This is a genomic window from Egibacteraceae bacterium (assembly GCA_040905805.1).
In the GTDB taxonomy this organism is placed as follows: domain Bacteria; phylum Actinomycetota; class Nitriliruptoria; order Euzebyales; family Egibacteraceae; genus DATLGH01.
Map to the genome: position 1 here is coordinate 46,558 of JBBDQS010000107.1, position 16,028 is coordinate 62,585.

13 protein-coding genes and 4 tRNA genes are annotated in these 16,028 nt (G+C 72.8%); 11 read left to right on the top strand and 6 right to left on the bottom strand.

Annotated elements, in window-relative coordinates:
- The 5 genes from WD250_12095 to WD250_12115 all read right to left on the bottom strand — a co-directional run bounded on the left by WD250_12095 (nt 1) and on the right by WD250_12115 (nt 8,189).
- The gene (locus WD250_12095) at nt 1-846 is read right to left on the bottom strand and encodes an ABC transporter permease (GenBank protein MEX2620948.1); all 846 of its coding nucleotides are present in this window, start codon (nt 844-846) and stop codon (nt 1-3) included.
- A gap of 70 nt (nt 847-916) precedes the next feature.
- A complete protein-coding gene (locus WD250_12100; protein MEX2620949.1) occupies nt 917-1,951 on the bottom strand; it encodes an S-layer homology domain-containing protein in 1,035 nt (344 codons plus the stop codon).
- Nucleotides 1,952-2,024: 73 nt separating this feature from the next.
- Nucleotides 2,025-3,596 (bottom strand): hypothetical protein, encoded by a 1,572-nt coding sequence (locus WD250_12105; GenBank protein ID MEX2620950.1) that lies wholly within the window; start codon nt 3,594-3,596, stop codon nt 2,025-2,027.
- 7 nt (nt 3,597-3,603) lie between these two features.
- The gene (locus WD250_12110) at nt 3,604-6,105 is read right to left on the bottom strand and encodes a glycosyltransferase (GenBank protein MEX2620951.1); all 2,502 of its coding nucleotides are present in this window, start codon (nt 6,103-6,105) and stop codon (nt 3,604-3,606) included.
- Nucleotides 6,106-6,776: 671 nt separating this feature from the next.
- Entirely contained in the window at nt 6,777-8,189 is a 1,413-nt protein-coding gene (locus WD250_12115; GenBank protein ID MEX2620952.1) for a glycosyltransferase 87 family protein, read from the bottom strand.
- A gap of 61 nt (nt 8,190-8,250) precedes the next feature.
- Between WD250_12115 and WD250_12120 the strand changes: the two genes are divergently transcribed.
- From WD250_12120 to WD250_12150, 7 genes are all read left to right on the top strand, one after another.
- The gene (locus WD250_12120; protein MEX2620953.1) at nt 8,251-9,198 is read left to right on the top strand and encodes a glycosyltransferase family 2 protein; all 948 of its coding nucleotides are present in this window, start codon (nt 8,251-8,253) and stop codon (nt 9,196-9,198) included.
- A gap of 8 nt (nt 9,199-9,206) precedes the next feature.
- Entirely contained in the window at nt 9,207-10,373 is a 1,167-nt protein-coding gene (locus tag WD250_12125; protein ID MEX2620954.1) for a glycosyltransferase, read from the top strand.
- 75 nt (nt 10,374-10,448) lie between these two features.
- Nucleotides 10,449-10,628, top strand: coding sequence for a hypothetical protein (locus tag WD250_12130; GenBank protein ID MEX2620955.1), 180 nt, complete (start codon nt 10,449-10,451; stop codon nt 10,626-10,628).
- A gap of 82 nt (nt 10,629-10,710) precedes the next feature.
- Nucleotides 10,711-11,094, top strand: a complete 384-nt coding sequence (locus WD250_12135) for a hypothetical protein (GenBank protein MEX2620956.1) — start codon at nt 10,711-10,713, stop codon at nt 11,092-11,094.
- Between the two features lie 51 nt (nt 11,095-11,145).
- Nucleotides 11,146-11,218 (top strand) — tRNA-Arg (locus WD250_12140).
- Between the two features lie 39 nt (nt 11,219-11,257).
- Nucleotides 11,258-11,336: transfer RNA gene (locus WD250_12145), tRNA-His, on the top strand.
- Between the two features lie 80 nt (nt 11,337-11,416).
- Nucleotides 11,417-11,490 (top strand) — tRNA-Lys (locus WD250_12150).
- On the opposite strand, the gene WD250_12155 is transcribed toward WD250_12150, so the two are convergent.
- Nucleotides 11,479-12,021 carry a hypothetical protein gene (locus WD250_12155; protein ID MEX2620957.1) on the bottom strand — a complete coding sequence of 181 codons (543 nt, stop codon included), beginning with the start codon at nt 12,019-12,021 and terminating at the stop codon, nt 11,479-11,481. The two genes, WD250_12150 and WD250_12155, sit on opposite strands and share 12 nt — an antisense overlap.
- Nucleotides 12,022-12,385: 364 nt before the next feature.
- On the opposite strand from WD250_12155, the gene WD250_12160 reads away from it, so the two are divergent.
- The 4 genes from WD250_12160 (at nt 12,386) to WD250_12175 (ending at nt 15,896) form a co-directional block, all read left to right on the top strand.
- Nucleotides 12,386-13,393 (top strand): APC family permease, encoded by a 1,008-nt coding sequence (locus WD250_12160; GenBank protein MEX2620958.1) that lies wholly within the window; start codon nt 12,386-12,388, stop codon nt 13,391-13,393.
- A gap of 4 nt (nt 13,394-13,397) precedes the next feature.
- Nucleotides 13,398-14,093 (top strand): SOS response-associated peptidase, encoded by a 696-nt coding sequence (locus WD250_12165; protein ID MEX2620959.1) that lies wholly within the window; start codon nt 13,398-13,400, stop codon nt 14,091-14,093.
- 404 nt (nt 14,094-14,497) lie between these two features.
- Nucleotides 14,498-14,578 (top strand) — tRNA-Leu (locus WD250_12170).
- Nucleotides 14,579-14,696: 118 nt separating this feature from the next.
- Nucleotides 14,697-15,896: an FAD-dependent oxidoreductase gene (locus tag WD250_12175; GenBank protein ID MEX2620960.1), complete on the top strand. Its 1,200-nt coding sequence runs from the start codon at nt 14,697-14,699 to the stop codon at nt 15,894-15,896.
- Nucleotides 15,897-16,028: the final 132 nt, after the last annotated feature.

The following is a 16,028-nucleotide window of genomic DNA, read 5'->3' on the forward strand; positions in this document are numbered from 1 at the left end:
CTAGACCTCCTTGGCGAAGGTCACGGCCAGGCGGTTGAACAACCAGTAGCCGACGGAGAAGGTCACCACGGCGATGACCGCACAGCCGAGCACCGTCATCGGCGAGGGCCAGCCTGGCGGCAGCGACGCGGGACCCTCGGCGCCGGGCACCGCGGCGGTGAGCGCGACCCCGTACAGCGGCGTCTGGAAGAACTCCACGAACCACGTGACCGGGTTCAGGCGGACGACGGCCAGGAACGCCGGCGCGTTGTCCGCGACGAAGAACAGCGGGTAGATGATCGGCGTGGAGTAGAACCAGGCGAGGAAGATCACCTGGGTGAGCTCCTGCAGGTCGCGGAACCCCACGTTGGCTGCGGCGAAGATCATCGAGACGCCCGCGGCGAACAGCACGAGCAGCACGAGGCCCAGCAGCACCGCGGGCAGGTACGGCGCGACGTTGCCCCGTTGGAAGAAGAACAGCGGCGCGGTGGCGAGCAGGGCCAGCAGGAAGTGCACGGCCTGGCTCAGCACGATCGACAGGGGGATGACCTCGCGGGGGAAGTACACCTTCTTGATGAGCGGGCCGTTGCCCACGATCGCCCCGACCGAGGCGTTGACGCTGTTGGCGAAGAAGGTCCAGACGAGGTAGCCCGCCAGGAAGAAGCTCGCGAAGTCCTCGACGGGGATGCGCAGCACCTGCGCGAAGATGACGGTGAAGATCGCCGTCATCATGATCGGGGTCAGCAGCGACCACGCGAACCCGAGGGCCGAGTGCTTGTAGCGGACCTTCAGCTCTTTGCGGACGAGGTTGTCCAGGAGCTGGCGAGAGGTCCACAGCTCGCCGAGCTTCGCGGTGGGGGCGGCCATGGTCCGGCGAGTCTATCTGCTGTGCCCATCTCCCCCCCGACGCGGGTCGCGCAGGGGGGCAGGCCGCGGGTCACACCAGGTTCAGCGCCCGGCCCAGGAACGAGGCCATCTCGCTGCGCTTGACGGGCTGGTTGGGGCAGTAGCGCTGGTCGGCGCACCCGAGGGTGATGCCCGCGTCGGCGATGGCCTCGATGGCCGTCCGATGGACCGAGGAGAGGGTGATGTCGACGAACCGCAGGACGCTGCTGTCGGGCAGGTCCCAGGCACGCTGGAGGAAGGACGCCATCTGACCGCGGCTGACCGGCTGGTTCGGGCAGAAGCTCCCGGTGGCGCAGCCGCCGGTGATGCCCGCCGCCGCCAGGGAGTCGATGGCGGCCCGGTGGGGTGAGCCGGCGGTGTCGGCGAAGCGGCCCCCGGAGGCGGGTGGCAGGTCCAGCGCGCGGGTCAGGAAGGAGGCCATCTGGCCGCGGGTGACCTGGCGCTCCGGGCAGAACAGCTCCGGCGCGCAGCCCTGGGTGACCCCCGCCAGGGCGATGGCCCGGATCGCGCCGGCGTGGGTCCCACCGTTGACGTCGCGGAACGTCCCCGGCTCCAGCAGCGGCGGCGGTGGCACGCCGGCCCCCTGCATGAAGTTCACGGTCGCCCACAGGCGCCCGGCCGATGTCACCTGCACCCCGACGCCGACCCACCCGAACTCGGCGCGCAGCACGTTGTCGCGGTGGGCCGGGGATTGCATGAACGCCACGTGCACCGCATCCACCAGCTCCAGCGCGGTGTTGCCCCGCTCCGTCCACCCGACGTTCTCCCCGAGGCGCTGCCAGTCCCGGTCGACCTGGGGACCGAGGTTCAGGTTGTGGTACAGGCGGTGCTCGGCGAGCATCACGCCCGTCCAGTCCCGGGCCACCCGCTGCAGCTCCGCGTCCACGCGCAGGGCACCCAGCCCGACCGCGCGGCGCTCGGCGTTGATGCGGTCCACGAGGCGCTGCTCCTGATCCGCCCACTGCGACGCTGACGCGCTGCCGGCGAACCCGATGATCAAGGCGGCGCAGAATCCGCCGAGGAGGAAGAGGACGCCGGCAGCACGTGCCGGGTGGATGCGGTCCATGCGGGGCTCCGTTCGAATCACTCTGAGTAAGTTATTGATTACTTAGAGTCACTCGACCGGGTCGGGGGTTTCCTTAAGCGCGGCTTTCCCGCACGAGTGCGGCGACCGTCCAGATCGCGAGCGCGACCGCGCCCAGCGCCGCGCCCACGACCACGGGGACGGGCCAGGGGGCCCAGGCCAGCACCGCTGCCGTGCGCCCCCCCAGCCCGGGCGGGGCCCAGTACTCGGTGAGGGCCAGCGCCATCGCCGTCACCTGGACGGCGGCGGCCACCACGAAGGCGACCAGCGGGAGCCAGGGCCCGCGCTGCCGCAGGAGCGCCCACGCCCCGAAGGCGGCCACCACGCCCAGACCGACGACCCCTCCGTACAGGTACCGGCCGTGGACCGCGAAGGGTGTGCCGGTGCGCGCGTACACCCGCCACGCCCCGAACACCACGATGGCGGCCAGCCCCGCCAGGGGGGCGAGGAGCACCGCGAGGTCTGCGGGCTGCTGCCGGATGTGGCGGTACCCCACGAAAGCCGCCACACCGCACGCCACCACGACGAACGTGGCCACCAGGTCCAGGGGCGGCGCGCCCTCGGGCAGGACGTCCGGTTCGATCCAGAAGCGCACGCTCATGCGCCGGACGAAGAAGACCAGCCACGCGCCGACGTCGGGGACGAACCCCGCGGGCGACGGCGGGCTCGGCAGCCCGGATGGCTGCACCGTGCCGAACGTGGAGAGGTTGCGGATCCACCACCACCCCCCCACCCCGGTCGCGGTCAGCAGGGCGATGGCGCCCGCACCCACCGCCCGAGCGCCCCCGCCACGTGCGGCGCCGAGGAGGTAGACCCCCGCGAGCCACACCGGGACGACGAGGGCGAACCCCTTGGTCAGCAGGGCCAGGCCACCGACCAGGCCCGCGACGAGCGCGGTGCGCCCGCCCGTGTCGCCGCGCGCGGCCGCCAGCGTCGGCAGGGTCAGGACGGCCAGGAGCGCCACGAGCAGCGTGTCGTTGTTGACCGACGCGCCGATGTGGGTGAGCTGGGGGATGCCGAGCGGGAGCACGGCTGCGGTGACCGCGACGGAAGCCGGGGCGGCGAGTCGCTGCGCCGCCCGGTAGGCCAGCAGCGGCAGCGGCAGGAACAGCAGCGCGCCGAACAGCCGCAGGAAGCCCACGACCTGGTCGAAGGACAACCCGGTCCCCTCGGGCAGGAGCGCCATGACCGCCGACAGCGTCGTCGCCGCGGCGACGTAGTACAGGGGCGGGTGCGCGGCCATCTGCTGGGGCACGTCGCTCGGCACATCGGGCCCGAGGTCGGCGAACCGCGGGCGGTCGTCGCGCGGTGGGGCGTCGCCGGCCTCGAGGGGGGTCCGCTCGCCGGTGCGGTCGTGGCCGACCAGGAGCTGCGAGTCGAGCATTCGCCGGGAGAGCTGTCGCTCGCCGACGTCGGGGTAGCCGGCGCCGCCGGCCAGCAGGAGCACCATGTCCACGTGGGCGCCCTCGTCGGGGGCGCGGTAGGTGGGGTAGAGCACGCTCGCCAGGACCATCGCCAGCCCGTGCACCCCCACCAGCGCCCACACGAGCGCCGGCGTCGCCCGAAGCCGCTGGTCACCGCCGCCACCGGTGCCGGGACGCTGCGCCCGCCGTGCGGTCCCCGCCACGGTGCGGCTAGCTGCCCAGCCGTTGCCGCACGAAGTTGCGGACGTGGGTCGCGGCCGTGCGCGGCCCGGCCGCACGGTAGTAGTCGACGAACCGCCGGGCGTAGTAGCCGTAGGACCGGGTGATCACCGGGGCGGTGCCGGTGATGTACTCCCGGGAGCGCCCCACCCGGTCCGCCGAGGTCCGCGGCAGCCGGCAGAACTCCACGATCGGGGCGAGCGCCTTGTCCCACGTCATGTCGGGCGCGAGCTCGGTCACGGCCTGCTTGCAGGTGGCGTACAGGTCCTGGTCGTTGCGCATCCGGCGCAGGGCGCTGGCCAGCGCCTCCACGTCCTCGCTCGGCACCGTCAGCCCGAGGCCGTGGGTGGTCACCAGGCGCGACAGGGAGTCGCCCTGGGTCGCGACGATCGGCAGGCTGGCCCACAGGTAGTCGAGGATGCGGGTGCGGTAGCTGAACGCGGTCTCGATGTGGTCGAAGTGCGTCGACACGCCGAGGTCGGCCTCCAGCAGGTAGTCGGCGCGCCGCTCGTACTCCACCCACCCGGGGTTGAAGAAGACGTGCGTGTCGAGCAGGCCGAGCTCCTCGGCCACACGGTAGGCGGCCGCCGCCATGCGCATCTTCGGCACGTCGGGGTTCGGGTGGGCCGACCCGAGGAAGAACAGCTTCATGTCGGGCAGGTCGCCCACCACCTGGCCGAGGGCCCGGATCAGCGTCAGCGGGTCGAACCAGTTGTAGATCCCGCCGCCCCACAGGAGCAGGAAGTCGTCCTTCTCGATCCCGTCGATCACGCCCTTGACCACGTTGTCGACCTTCTTCGGGGGTTCGCTCGGCAAGCCGAAGGGGGCCACGTCGAGCAGCACGCGCATCGACGGGTCCGCGTCGTAGGTGGCGGGGTTGACGCGGTTGACGCCGGTGAGCTGCCCGAGCCAGAAGTCGCGCTGCTTCTCGGAGGCGCAGACGAAGAAGTCGCCGCGCTCCAGCTGCTCGTTCAGCACCCGCGTGTCGCTGCGCGCCGTGGCGAAGCGCTCGACGGGCGCCTCCTCGCGCCGCAGCTCCAGGCCCTCCAGGTGGAAGGGGTCGTAGATGTCGACGAGCACCGGCACGTCCGACGCCGCGATCTGGGGGTAGAAGAACTGGATGAAGCCCTGGAAGATCACCACGTCGGTGTCGGGCAGCAGCGCGTCGATGCGCTCGCTGTTGACCTGCACGACCTCGAAGTCGGGGTGGTCGAGCTCCGGCTTGGTCGTCGTGCCGAGCGTGACCGCGTGGTCGCGGGACAGCACCTTGGCCATCTCCCAGCAGCGGATCGCCGGGCCCGCCATCCGGGTACCGAGCCGGTCGGCGGTCAGGATCAGCACGCGGCCATGGGGCTTCATGTGCTCGCGCAGGTTCCAGGCGTTCAGGACGAACTCGAACACCCGCATGAAGTCGGGGTCGGGGACGTTCGGGAGCAGGCCCTCCTCGAACAGCCGCAGGATGCGCCGGTCGTCGGTCTTGCGTCGCGACTGCACGAAGTAGCGCTTGGCGCCGAGCTCGTCGAGGGCGAGCCCCCAGTCGCGGATGGCGGCCAGGTGGGCCCCGGTCAGGGCGGAGACCTGGGCGCCGGCGATCGGGGTGACGTTCTCGGCGATGCGGTAGTCGGGCAGGTCGGTGCCCTCGTCGGCCAGCCCCCGCAGCAGGGCCAGGACCAGCGTGCCGGGCAGGGCGCGGGCCAGCTGGTCGTCGCCGTAGTTCTTGAAGACCGTCGCCAGCGCGTTGCGCTCCAGCAGGTAGCGCTCGCGCGCGTAGCCGAACCGCTCGATGGTGCCGTGGTGGCGGTGGTAGACCTTGGAGGCCGGCACGTAGAGCACCTCGTGGCCGAGCACCCAGAGGCGCCACCCGAAGTCGACGTCCTCGAAGAACGCGAAGTAGGAGTCGTCGAAGCCGCCGACGTCGACGAAGGTCGCGAGGTTCACGACCATCGCGCCGCCCGACGCGAACAGGGTCGGGCGGTTTGTGGTGTCCTCGCCGGTGTCGGTCTCCCGGTTGCCCTTGGCGAAGCCGTGACCGTAGAAGGCCATCTGCCCGCCGGCGTAGTCGATGGTCGTGCGGTCCTCCCGCAGGATCTTGCTGGCCACACAGGCGACGCGCTCGTCGATCTCCGCCACCTGGACCGCCTCCAGGATCCAGCGCGGGTCGGCCTCGGCGTCGTTGTTCAGCAGGGCCAGGTACGTGCCCGACGCCAGCCGGGCGCCTTGGTTGACCGCCGGGGAGAAGCCGGTGTTGGTGTCGTTCACCACGACGCGGCACTCGGGGAACGCCTCGCGCACGTACTCGACCGAGCCGTCCTTGGAGTTGTTGTCGATGAAGATCAGCTCGAGCTGCTCGGCCGGGTACTCCAGCGCACGCAGCGAGCCGAGGCAGCGCTCCAGGTAGTCGCGGCCGTTGTAGTTGATGACGACCACCGACACCGTCGGCCAGCGCCGTTCTGGCCACCGGGCGGGCGGCGACGCGGTCGGGTCCACGGGCATGGGCATACGCTCCTGCGACGACGCGAGGGTGGGCCGGTGTGGTGTACCACACTGCGGGCGCCGGGCGGCACGGGACGCTGCGCTACCGTGCACGTATGCGGATCGGTGTGGCGGCGCTGCTCGTCGTCGGCGTGGTCGTCGTGGCCGGCTGCCAGGCGGCAGGCGGCGAGGCCTTCCAGCACTCGTTCAACCAGCCGCTGATGCTCGGTGACGAGCCCGTCGGCCAGACTTTTCGCCCGGTGACCGACGTGGTCGCGGGCCTGGACGTGCTCCTGGCCACCTTCGACGAGCCCGTGGACCCGGCTGGCGAGCTGGCGGCGGTCCTGCGCGACGCCGACGACGGACGGGTGCTGGCGCGCGCCACCGTCGAACCCGCCGACCTGGGCAACGACGAATGGGCGCCGGTGCGCTTCGAGCCCGCCGTCCCGGCCCCCGAGGTCGCTGCCGTCGCCCTCACATGGGACGGGGAGACCCCCCTGGCCGTCTGGGCCAACGCGCCCTTGGCGGCGCCCGAGCAGGTCGACCTGCGAAACGACCCCTACCTCGGCGGGCAGCTGCTGCGCGGCGGGCAGCCGGCGGTCGGCGATCTGGCCTTCCGGGTGGTGGGCGCGGATCGTCCGGGCGTTGCCGGGCGCAACCTGGCCGGGCTCGTGCGGGCGGGCGCCGGCCGGCTAGCGGACGACCCGCTCTTCCTCGGGTTCTGGCTGGCTGTCCTCGCCGGCGCGCTGGGCCTCGGCGTCTACGGCCTGCGCCGTCCGGCCGGCGAGCTCGGCGAGGGCGGGCGCGACCAGCAACGCCGTGACCACCAGGAACCCGGTGCGTAGGACACCGATGAGCTGCTCGGTGAGCGCGCGGGCGTTGAGGAGCAGCTCGCGAAGGCTCGGGAGGTCGGCGGCGGCCGACGGGGCGAGCGGCTCGAAGAGCCCGAGCAACGTGCGGGGACCGTTCACCAGGTCGCTGATCGCCAGGATCGCCACGACCTGCAGCAGGTGCAGCGCCAGGACCCCGCGCCACTGTGGACGGCGCAGCAGCGCGAGCGCCACGAACGGCGTGAACCACATGAGGTAGTGAGCGGAGACCGTCGAGAACGCGAACAGCGCGGCATGCAGCACGAGCAGCCACACCCAGAGCTCGCCGATCGGCACGGGCCCGCTCCCCCACCACCGCTGGGAGCGGCCGAGGAGGTAGCCGTACACCGCCATCGCGGCGAGCAGCAGCAGGTAGATGTCCCCGGCGCCCTGGATGGGCACGGAGATCGCGAGGAACGCGTCGCCGGGAGCGACCTCGCGCAGCCGGGCCAGCTCGCCGGCGGCGCCCCCGAGGACCTGGTTGACCACCATCGTCGCCGCGAACGGGACGAGCGCCAGGCCCGTAAAGGCGCCCTGGCGCCCGAGCCCGCGGACGGCGACCAGGGCGAACACCGGGATCAGCAGGAGCGGGTAGGTGCGCATCGTGACGGCCAGACCGAGCAGCAGCGCCGCCGTCCACGGGCGCTTGCGCTCGCTGGCGAGGAGCGCCCCGAGGACCAGTGCCACGGGGAAGGCCTCGTAGCGGCTGAAGAGGTAGGTCGCGTACAACCCGATCGGCGACAGCATCCAGAACACCCACGCCCGGCGGATCGCCTCCGGGCGGGCGGTGCCGGCGAGCGCGAGCAGCACCAGGCCCGCGGCGATGTCGAACGCGAGGTAGGGCGTCTTCAGGGCGAACAGCGTGGAGAACACGTCCGGCGAGGACGCGAACTCCCGGGTGATCTGTGGCTGCAGCCCGAGCGAGTCCCCCCACCACCACGGGTCGGTCCACACCGCGCCGGGCGACGGCAGAGCCGGGGCGAGCAGGCGCAGGCTCACCGCATGGACGTAGTGGGCGCCCATGTTGACCAGGTACGAGGCGAACAGCTCGCCCTCGAAGGCGATGAGGTGGGCACGCCAGTACACGGCCAGCAGGTCGCTGTGGAACGCCAGGGGCATGATCGCGAAGCGCACCGCCAGCCCGGCACCCAGCCATCCGAGCAGGGGCCGGCGCAGCCGTGCGTCGCGCAACGGGGCGGGCAACAGCCGCCGCAGGAAGGGGACCCGTGCGCTCACCGGGTCAGTGTAGGGGCGGTGCTGCACGGGGCGGGCCGTGGCGGTCAGTTAGCCTGAGGGGATGCAGCCGTACGTGTCCGCCGTGGTGCCGGTCTACGACGAGGTCGAGGCGCTGCCGGGTTTTCACGCGGAGCTGCTCGCCGCCGTGGACTCCCTGGCGCGCCCGTGCGAGATCATCTACGTCGACGACGGCTCCACCGACGGGTCCACCGAGCTGCTGCACAAGCTGCACCTGGAACGTCCCGAGCTCGTGCGGGTCGTCATCCTGCGGCGCAACTTCGGGAAGTCGGGGGCGCTGGCCGCCGGGTTCGACACCGCGCGCGGCGAGCTCTACGCCACGCTCGACGCCGACGGCCAGGACGTGCCCGGTGAGCTGCCGGCCTTGCTGGCGCGCATCGAGACCGACGGCTACGACCTGGTCGGTGGCTGGCGCCGCGACCGGGACGACCGCCGGGTCAAGCGCGTCACCTCGGTCTGGTACAACGCCACCACCCGGGCGCTGACGGGGCTTGACCTGCACGACTTCAACACCGGCTTCAAGGTGCTGCGCGCCGAGGTCGCCGACGAGCTGCCGCTGTACGGGGAGTTCCACCGCTTCGTGCCGGTGCTCGCACACGACCTGGGGTTCCGGGTTGCGGAGGTGCCGGTGCGCCACCGGGCGCGCACCCTGGGCAAGAGCAAGTACCTGTCCGTGCTGCGCTTCCCGAAGACGCTGCTCGACCTCATGACGGTGCTGTTCCTCACACGCTTCGCCGACCGCCCCCTCTACCTGTTCGGCGGCGTGGGAGCGGGACTGTCCCTGTTCGGCATCGCCGTGCTGACCTACCTGTCGGGCGTCTGGGCGTTCACCGACCGGGGGATCGGCCAGCGCCCGCTGCTGCTGTTCGGGGTGCTGACCCTGCTGGTCGGCGTCCAGCTCATCGGGACGGGGTTCATCGGCGACGTGCTGCGCCACGCCGGCGCCCGCGAGCGCCGGCCGTACAAGATCCGCCAGATCCTGGAGGACTGACCCCCTCGGTGCGCGTCCTCGCCCTGACGCATGTCTTCCCCCGGACGGCCGATGACCCCAGCGCGCCGTTCCTGCTGACCTGGGCCACGGCCCTGCGCCAGGCGGAGGCCGACATCGGCGTGGTCGCGCCGCACGACGCCGGGCTGCCGCCCCGCCACGACGTGGCCGGTGTGCCGGTGCGGCGCGCGCGCTACGCCCCCGACCGCTACGAGCGCCTGGCGTACCGCGGCGAGATGCACCAGATCGCCCGCACCCCCCTCGGCCCGCCCCTGGTCACCGCCCTGGTCGCCTCCCTGGCCGCGCGTCTGCGGGCCCAGGCCCGCCTGGGACGACCGGATGTCGTCGCCGTGCACTGGTGGCTGCCGGGGGCGATCGCCGCCCGGCTGGCCCGCGTCGAGGTGCCCGTCGTGCTCACCTTGCACGGCACCGACATCGCGCTGCTCGAGGCGCACCCGCGCCTGGTTCCGCTCGCCCGCTGGGCGATGGACGGATGCGCGCGCATCGAGGCGGTCTCCACCGACCTGGCCGAGCGCCTGGAGCGCGTGACCGGGCGCACTGCTGCTGCCGTCAACCCCATGCCGCTGGCACCCGGGTGGCTGGAGGAGTCCGCGACGGGCGACACGATGGGACCGCGGGCGGCCACCGGCTCGGGCGGCGGCCGGCTGGAGATCCTCGCCGTGGGCCGCATGGTCCCCGAGAAGGGCTTCGCCGACCTGCTGGCGGCCGTGGACGCGGCGGGCGGCCCCATGCGGGTGACGCTGGTGGGCGACGGGCCCGAGCGCGAGCGCCTGGCCGCACAGGCCGCCGCCCTCGGCCTGGACGTGGCACTGCCGGGCCGCCTTGCTCCCGCGGCGCTGCGGGCGGCCTACGCCGCCGCCGACGTGGTCGCCCAACCGTCCCACCGCGAGGGGTTCGGCCTGGTGGCCGCAGAGGCGCTGGCGTGCGGTGTCCCGGTCGTGGCGACCGACTCGGGAGGCGCACGCGACGTCCTGGATGCCGCCGACCTCGTGGCGGTCGGCGACGTGGCCGCCATGGCGGCGCGCTTGCAGGCGGTGGCCGACGACCCCGCAGGCCACCGGGAGCGGGCCGCAGCCTACGGGCCTCGCCTGCGGACCCTGCTGGCCCCGGCGGCCGCAGCAGCCCGCACGCTTGCAGGGTTTCGGAGCGTCACCTGAAGCCCCGGCGTATCCGTAGGTAGGATACGACCCGACGGGGCCGCTGGAGCCTGCAGACCGCTCAAGGGACGAACCGTGGATCGCGACAAGCTACGTGGCATTCTCGACGCACTCGGCGAGCAGGAGCTGCTGGAGCTCCGCGATGTCGTCGAGGCGGAGCCCGACGGCTCGATGGTCGAGGTGAGGGGCGTGCCCGCGAAGAAGGAAGAGGCCCTGCTGTTCATCAACCAAGCCATGGTGATGGACACGTCGTGAGCACGTGGGGTGGGCCGCCCCACGTGTGTAGTGGCGTGTGATCGGGCAGACCTGGCACACGATGGACGACCGAGGCGCAGCGATGCACGCCGACGATGGCATCGGCCGGGGAGTGGACACCACGATCGCGCTCAGCCCGGGCTCGGCACGCGAGATCGCCAACCTCTTGGCCATGTTCGCCGACCTGCCATCCACGCCGGAACCCGTCGCCGAGGAGGCCCGCAGACGCGCCGCCGACCTCGAGGAGTGCCTGCCCGTCCCCCATCGGGGCCGGACCGCGGAGTCCCCGGAGATCGAGGTCGTGGCGGCCACCGCCATCGCCGGGCTGCTCGATCTCCTGGGCGAGCTGCCGTCCACACCCGAGCCGGTGGCCGACGACGCCCGTCGGCACGCCGCGGACATGTGGGCGGCCCTTCCGGCTGCGGACGACGAGCAGTACCTGCCCGACCGGCGCCGCCGCCCCTGATCGTCCCTCGCCGGCAGCAGGCCGCGTGGGTAGCCTGTTGCAGTGTCGCAGGCGCCCGTAGCTCAGTGGATAGAGCAGCGGACTTCTAATCCGAAGGTCGGAGGTTCGACCCCTCCCGGGCGCACGGTATACTCATGTGTCGCCGCCGCCTTGCGGCGGTCATGGTGGCCGTAGCTCAGTTGGTTAGAGCGCCGCGTTGTGGTCGCGGAGGTCGCGGGTTCGATCCCCGTCGGTCACCCCCAGCTCAGACCCCCTCAACCAGCCCCCGCGACCCGGTATGCATGCGGCTGGCCGTATGGGCGGGCAGTACAATCCGCAGCACGCCCCGGTAGCTCAGTCTGGCAGAGCAGTCGGCTCTTAACCGAAAGCGCGTAGGTTCGACTCCTACCCGGGGCACGACACCTGTCGGGTCATGCCGATGACGTAGGACGCACGGCCCTCAGATGCTTCGATCCCGGAGTCGCGGCCCTCGGCACCCGCCTCGCCGTCCACGACGCCGGGCCCGTAGGTGCGCAGGCGGTGGCAGTTGGCGCACACCACCTCGCACTTGGCGATCTCGGCACGCAGGACCGGCTCGGTGGCACGTCCCCACATCTCCGCGATGTTCCACAGCTTCTCCCCCCTGACGTGGTCGAAGTCCATGACGAACGGGGGGAAGCGTCGGCCACAATCCGCACAGGGCAGGTTCTTCGCCTCCTCGACGATCGCCCGGTTGCGCGCTCTGTGGCGTCGGTTGCGCGCCGCCACGTTGCGGATGTGCCGCGCTCGGTTGCGCTGGTACCACTCCCGCTGGTACCGCGCCTTGCAGCTGCGACAGTGCGACTGGAGCAGCGTCGAACGCCGGTTCTTCAGGGGGAACTCCGTGAGCAGCTTCACGAGCCCGCAGCGCGAGCAGGTCTTGAGCGCGGCAGGCGGTGACGAGCTCATCGCGAACCTGCCGAACCTGCGATCTCGACATCGCCCCATCTGGTCTCGTGATCCATGGTGGCATCCTCACACGTGGGTGTGACAGTCCCGGCGTCGCCCCCCCCGGTAGCCTGGCCGATCGTGACGCCACGAGAGGATCCCGAGCCCAGCCGGCTGGCGCGCCGGCTCGACACCACCGACGCGGTGGTCATCGGTCTCGGGGCCATGATCGGTGCGGGCGTGTTCGCCGCCGTGGGACCCGCCGCCGCGGCCGCCGGCGCGGGCCTGCTGGTCGGGTTGGCCGCCGTGGCGTACTGCAACGCGACGTCGTCGGCGCAGCTCGCCGCGGTCCACCCGCAGTCGGGCGGCACCGACGTCTGCGGGCGTGAGCAGCTCGGCGCGTTCTGGGGCTACCTGGCCGGGTGGGCGTTCGTGGTCGGCAAGCTGGCGAGCTGCGCGGCGATGGCGCTCACGTTCGGCGTGTTCGCCGCCCCCCGAGCTGGCCCGCCCCCTGGCGGTCGGGGCGGTGGTCGCCCTGACGGCGGTGAACTACCGGGGGGTGCGCAAGACCGCGACGCTGACCAAGGTGATCGTCGCGCTGGTCCTGGCCAGCCTGGCCACCGTGGTTGTGGCCGCCCTGGCCGGCGGCGCCGCGGAGCCGTCACGGCTCACCGAGGGCCTGACCGCCGGCGGGGTCCGCGGCATCCTGCAGGCCGCTGGTCTGCTGTTCTTCGCCTTCGCGGGCTACGCCCGCATCGCCACCCTCGGCGAGGAGGTCGTCGACCCCGCCCGCACCATCCCCCGGGCCATCCCGCTGGCCCTCGGCATCACCCTCGCCGTGCATGCCGTCGTGGCCGCCTCGGCGCTGATGGCCGCCGGTCCGGAAGCGCTCGCCGCCGCCGACGCCCCCCTCGCTGCGGCGGTCACCGCCGGCACACTCGGCCAGCTCGCCCCCGTGGTCCGCGTCGGCGCGACCGTGGCGGCCCTGGGTGTCCTGCTGAGCCTCATCGTCGGCATCAGCCGCACGGCCTTCGCCATGGCCGGCAACGGCGACCTGCCCCGGTGGTTCGCGGCCGTGCACCCGCGCTACGCGGTCCCCCACCGCGCCGAGGTGGCGGTGGCCGTGCTCGTTGCGGTGACCGCCGCCCTCGTCGATCTGCGCCAGGCGATCGGCTTCAGCGCGTTCGCGGTGCTCACCTACTACGCCGTCACCAACGCCGCGGCATGGACGCTGACCCGGGCGCAACGCCGGTGGCCGCGGCCGGTGGCCGCCGCGGGTGTCGCCGGCTGTGCCGTGCTCGCGTTCAGCCTGCCGGTCGAGTCCGTGGTCGTCGGCGTGGGCGTCCTCGCGGTCGGCGCGCTGGTGTGGGCCGTCCAGCAGACCCGGAGGTAGGCCCATGTGCGGACGCTTCGTCGCCATCACCGATCCCGACGGCCTCGCCCGGTTCCTGGTCGTGGACGACCGCGACGCCGGCGCGCTGGCCCCGTCCTACAACGTCGCCCCGACCCAGGAGGTGTACGCCGCCAGGGTGCGCCGGGGCCGGCGGACGCTCGTCACGCTGCGGTGGGGACTGGTGCCGCACTGGGCCGACGACCCGGCCGTCGGCAGCCGCCACATCAACGCCCGCGCCGAGAGCGCCGCGGACAAGCCGGCCTTCCGGGACGCGTTCGCGCGCCACCGCTGCCTGATCCCCGCCGACGGCTTCTACGAGTGGCGGACCGGCCCCGACGGCGCGAAGGTGCCCCACTACGTCACCGCTGCCGACGGCGGACTGCTCGCCTTCGCCGGGCTGTGGTCGGCGTGGGGCGGGCCCGACCGCGACGAGCCGCTGCGCACCTGCGCGATCCTCACCACCGCCGCGAACCAGACCCTGACCCCGTTGCACGACCGGATGCCGGTCGTGCTGCCGTCAGACGTCTGGGACGAGTGGCTCGACCCCGACCATCCCGACCCCCGGGCGCTGCGCCGTCTGCTCGTCCCCGCGCCCGACGACGCGCTCACGTTCCACGCCGTCAGCCAGGAGGCCAACAGCCCGCGCAACGACCACCCGGGGCTGCTCGACCCCGTTCCGGAGCAGCCCCGGCTCCTATAGGATCCGGCCACTATGTCCTGTTCATCACGGTGGAGAGCACGGCCGACCCGGGGGGTGCAGCGTGTGGTCGGCGCTCGTCCTCTTGGCGCTGGCTGGCTGCGGCGGCGCCGAGCCCCTGGGCCCGAGGCGCACCGCTCCTGGCTGGACCAGCTGGCGCGTGACCGGCCGTTCGAGCTGCCCGCACCGAATCGAGGACCTGCCGCTGCCGCCGGATGCCGTGGTGGCCACCGTCGGCAGCGGCGGGGACCCTTGGACCCGCGACATCGCGGTCGTGCTGCGGGACGAGGACTCCACGCCCGGCGAGGTCGCCGTGGGTCGACGTCCGTGTGCTGGTCTGGCGCGCGGACACGGGGCGTCCCGGCCAGGGGTGACGCGCCGCCCGTTGACTATGCTGGTGGGTGCCCGCGCGAGTGGTGGAACGGCAGACACGCCAGCTTTAGGTGCTGGTCCCTTCGGGGGTGGGGGTTCGAATCCCCCCTCGCGCACCCCGCCGGGGAGCTTCCCGGGCTGCGTTGGGCTGACCGGCGCTCGGCTGAGTCGAACCGGTCGCAGCGAATGGGCGGGCGTGCGCGAGGGGGAGGCTATGACGGAGCACCGGGGCCGATGAGCTCGGTTGCCGTGGACGTCGTCGTGGTGGGTGGCGGGATCCAGGGGCTTGTGCTCGTGCGCGAGTTGTCCGCGCAGGGATATGCCTGCGTCCTGGTCACCCGGGGACCGCTCGGTGGCGCGCAGACCCTCCATTCCCACGGCGCCCTGATCAGCGGCATGGGCCTGGTCACCGGCGCGCTGGCGGAGACCGTCGACCGCCACACGGCGCCCTACCTGCGGCGTTGGGGCGTGTCGGTGGAGACCCAGCTGCCCGGGTTCCTGGTGATCCCCGACGGCATGGCCGCTGATCTGGCGCCGGCATGGCAGTCATACGGCTACCGACCGGAGCGCACCGACCCGGGGAGCCTGCCGGGGTTCGAGCCTGGCGCGTCGCCGTACCGCGTGCCGACCGCGAACATCGACAAGCGCCGGCTCGTCGAGGGGCTGGCGCGCGGGCTCGAGGCCCGCGTCGTCCAGGGGGAGGTCGTCCACACCGAGGGCGAGCTGCACGTCCGCACGGCCGGCGGGCAGACCCTGCGCCTGCGTGCCCGCGCCGTGGTGCTCGCCGCCGGCTGCGGGACCAAGGAACTGCTGGACCGGACGTTTGACGTCGAGGGGCGGCTTGCCGCGCGGATCACCTATTCCAAGCTGCACATACTGTGCCTCAGGGCGCCGGCGGGCGTCTTGCCCGCGTTCGGTGCGGTCGTCTCGCCCGATCTGCTCGTGATCGGCCACCGGCAGGACGACGGCCGCGGCGCAGCGGCCGCCAGCACCTGGTACGTCACGCCGGTGGACCCCATGGCGACCCCGCACCCTAGGGCGCCCGACGACGCCGTGGCGGACGTCGAACCGCGGGTCGTGGCGCTCGCCGTGCAGGGGCTGCGGCGTCTGTTCCCTGTCTTGCGCCACGACGACGAGCGCGTGCAGGCGACGGTCTTCGCCGGGTACAAGCAGGACCTCGACGGCGAGCAGCTGGGACGAGCGTGCGAGCTCGTCGATGCTGACCGCAACCTCATGGTGGTCCTGCCCTCGGTCCTGGCCAACGCGGTGCCCAACGCACACGACTGCGTCGCGGTCCTGCGCGAGCGGGTCGAGCCCAGCGGCCAGACCACCGACATGCCCGGGGCGGGCGGTGTCGCCGTCGGCGCTCCGTACGAGGACAGCGGCCTTCCGTGGCAGGCCTGGGGCGCCCTCGCGCGTGCCGCCGGCAGGTGAATCCCCGTGCTGGCATCGATCGTCCCCGTCCCACGGTGGTCGGGTGGCCCGGCGACGTCCCCGGGCGAGTGGCCCGGCCACACGACCCGCCCCACGGTGGTCGGGTGGCCCGGCGACGTCCCCGGGCGTGTG